Genomic DNA, 2,967 nt, shown 5'->3' on the forward strand with positions numbered 1-2,967 from the left:
ACACAGTTTATGTGTGTTACTCAATAGAAACGAAGGCAACGCTCCACTTCAGTTGGCTCAATTAATAGGCTAAAAAGTCGAGCATCGCGTTAATTATTGTTTTTTTACTGAGTATTTTGATCTTATATGGAAATGATAGGTATTAGCAAGTAGGGGGAGTGAAAACTGCAGATGTTTGCAGGTGTTAAGGTTGTTAGTGAGATAAAGGGTACTTCTGACTGCTCTTGTTGGGACATCACTACAAACAGAAAAGTCAGAAGCGAAAAGTCGGTGGGGTAGTTGTACTAGCTCTCTTTGTTTTCCTTCTTTCCTAGCACAATGTGCTGGCGGCCTTTCACCGGCTCTTGACCACTTACACCTTGAGGAACTTCAGTTACCTTGCCACCTGACTTGAGAAAAGCTGCAACTTGTTCGTCAATCAGCCGTTGGCGTGCCTCACTGCTCAGACCGTCTTGCTCTTTATTTCGTGCCATGGGTGCTCCTATGATTATGTGAGGTGGCGTATTGTACACGAATTAGCCTTAAAGTGCTGGAGAATATTGAGTTCTTCTTTATAGCAGTGAGGACAGTGTGATGTAACCGTTTTACAAACGCCTGATTCGTTTGATTTCTTCAGGATCAATGCCAAGTGATTCAAGAAACTTTTGATGTTCCTCTGGCTCCATTTTTTCAAACTGTCGATGCCAGTTTTGCATGTCTTGCTCATTGAAGCCTGCTGCCTGCATGATTTCTACCCAACGCTGTTTAGTGACCATATTTTCCTCCAATAATTTAGGTTGTTGTAATAAGGCAACAATCGCTTTTTGTTGCTTGCGAAGTTTTTTGATTTCAACTTCAAGATGGTTGAACTGATCCTGAAGGATTTCCTCTTGAGTTTTGTTATCACCACGCTTTAGTAAAGTGTGTATTTGAGCTACAGGAACCCCATAGGACCGGTAAGCGATGATGGTTTCAAGCTGTTTAACAGCATTGTCACCATACCACCGATAGCCGTTTTCTGAGCGAGTGCATGGTTGTAAAAGCCCCATACGTTCGTAGTAGAGTACTGTGGCACGTGAAATACTGAACTTTTTGGCTATTTGGGTCACCGTCAACATTACAATTCCCCGCAATCAACAAGGAAGTAGTATTAACCCTACACCTATAGACAGGTCAACCGCTTTTTTTTACATAACTGAGCTATCTTCCGTAGAGGTTTCAGCTACCCTGAGGCTTAAGTTGTGTCTACTCTTTTATACAGACGTTACTTTACTGACAGTATAAAATTACCCGTGATTAATAGATGTTCAATAATTATTTGAGTTGTGAATTGATGTTAAATTTATCGCTAAATAATAGTGGCTGTTTTTTTCTTTGAAATAAAAATTTATTGAGTCAGTTTTTTTATTGCTATGGATATTATTACGCTTATCGAAACCATTGAATCACGAATCAATAGCTATTGGAATTTTTATACGGTTGTTATTTTTGCAAATGCAGGTTGGGTATTTAGCCAATATGGGAAGTTGTCAGTTATAACTGCTATTTTGTTGAGCTTTGGATTAGTATTATTTTTTGTCGCTAATTTAAGTTCCCAGAAGTCAGCGTTAGAGTGTTTATCTGTTGCCAGGGAAGAATTAAAAGTATTGCAGGAGACGTGCAGGTATCAGCGGCTTGTAAAACACTACAGTACAGAAACTATTCTTTATCGTTACAGCGGAACGTTTGTATTGCATATAACCGTTGATATTTTATTGATTGTAGTTGTATTTATGGCAACAGAATAGTTGTTCTGGTTTAATAAACCCTAATTATAAAGTATTAGGGTTTAGTATACATCATTGTGATCAACGCTTAACTGGCTTCTTCTTCACTTGCTTCGAATTCATCTATATCAATGCTGTCTTCGGGCACGTCAAGTGTACTCATCTCATCCAAGTGAGCGCTAAAGGTTTCTGCTTCGACATCAGAGAGGACAGAAGCGACAGCGATGGCGGGCAATGCAGCAAGCATTAAACAGCTTACGGCAGCGGTTGCTATACCTGCAGCAATGGCTGAATAATAGTGGTCGCCATAACTCTGATAGTCGTTGTATTCAACTAAGCTGTATCTTACGCTGTGACACTTACTGGTATACTTATGCGTGGATTGCATTTTCATTTTTGGAACATTAACCAGCCAGTTTGATTTATCTCCTGATAAATAAAGTTTTCGCGTACGACGCCATTTACGTTGAACAGAACTTATTTTGGTTACACGCTTTTGACGATCATCTATTTCAGCTTTAAGGCCAGCTACTAAGTTATTTAGATATTTTAATTTTTGGGCTAAAGCATGAAGTTGACTGACATATAACTTACAGTTAACCGGCAATGTTGACTGTAGTTGATCAACAGGAGTGATTTGCAGATTAGTCTCAATATCTTTGCGAACCACTTGAGTGACAGCTTCTCGGAAATTCTTTGTAAAATAACGATAGTCATCTAAAAGCTGTTTTTTGCGGTGTAATTGATTAGCCTCTATTTCAGCATTAGTGATTAGCTTTCTAAGCTCAAGCTGTTGGGTTTGCAGCTGTTGATAGGTGTTGAGTACTTGACCTGATGGTTGACCTGTTTGTTGGCCAATACGTTTTAATGCGCTATTGGCTCTAATACTCTTAAAGCTAAATAAGTGCCAGAGTTTAGTCAATAGAGAATTATTTGTTTGTTGGACTTCTTTAATAAGTTTGATATCGTCTGCAGCATAGTTTTTTAACTGTTCAAGCAGGTCTCCCAGAATTGTCATAGATTCGTTGATAGACTGGGTCAACTCACCGTATTGTGGGTGAAGTTTTTTACTAAAAAAATCCTCAAAATTTTCTGAATTACATTTTTCAATAAAGCATAATGCTTTTTTTCGTTTGGCTCTATATGGATTCCTAGGGGGTAGCATATAATACAACCAAAGATGTATTATGCACGTCTATTTGGGTAAATTAAGTCAGTAATA

At 38.5% G+C, this 2,967-nt stretch carries 4 protein-coding genes; 1 reads left to right on the forward strand and 3 read right to left on the reverse strand.

Annotated elements, in window-relative coordinates:
* Positions 1 to 284: 284 nt before the first annotated feature.
* Together F607_RS32015 and F607_RS0126000 are read right to left on the reverse strand one after the other, a co-directional pair.
* On the reverse strand, positions 285 to 473 hold the full coding sequence (locus F607_RS32015; protein WP_038292399.1) for a hypothetical protein: 189 nt from the start codon (positions 471 to 473) through the stop codon (positions 285 to 287).
* Between the two features lie 111 nt (positions 474 to 584).
* The gene (locus tag F607_RS0126000) at positions 585 to 1,097 is read right to left on the reverse strand and encodes a MerR family transcriptional regulator (protein WP_027710342.1); all 513 of its coding nucleotides are present in this window, start codon (positions 1,095 to 1,097) and stop codon (positions 585 to 587) included.
* 294 nt (positions 1,098 to 1,391) lie between these two features.
* On the opposite strand from F607_RS0126000, the gene F607_RS0126005 reads away from it, so the two are divergent.
* Positions 1,392 to 1,766, forward strand: a complete 375-nt coding sequence (locus tag F607_RS0126005) for a hypothetical protein (protein ID WP_027710343.1) — start codon at positions 1,392 to 1,394, stop codon at positions 1,764 to 1,766.
* 67 nt (positions 1,767 to 1,833) lie between these two features.
* Here the strand turns inward: F607_RS0126005 and F607_RS0126010 are convergent, their stop codons facing one another.
* On the reverse strand, positions 1,834 to 2,910 hold the full coding sequence (locus F607_RS0126010; protein ID WP_027710344.1) for a hypothetical protein: 1,077 nt from the start codon (positions 2,908 to 2,910) through the stop codon (positions 1,834 to 1,836).
* Positions 2,911 to 2,967: the final 57 nt, after the last annotated feature.

The organism is Zooshikella ganghwensis DSM 15267 (assembly GCF_000428585.1).
Taxonomy (GTDB): domain Bacteria; phylum Pseudomonadota; class Gammaproteobacteria; order Pseudomonadales; family Zooshikellaceae; genus Zooshikella; species Zooshikella ganghwensis.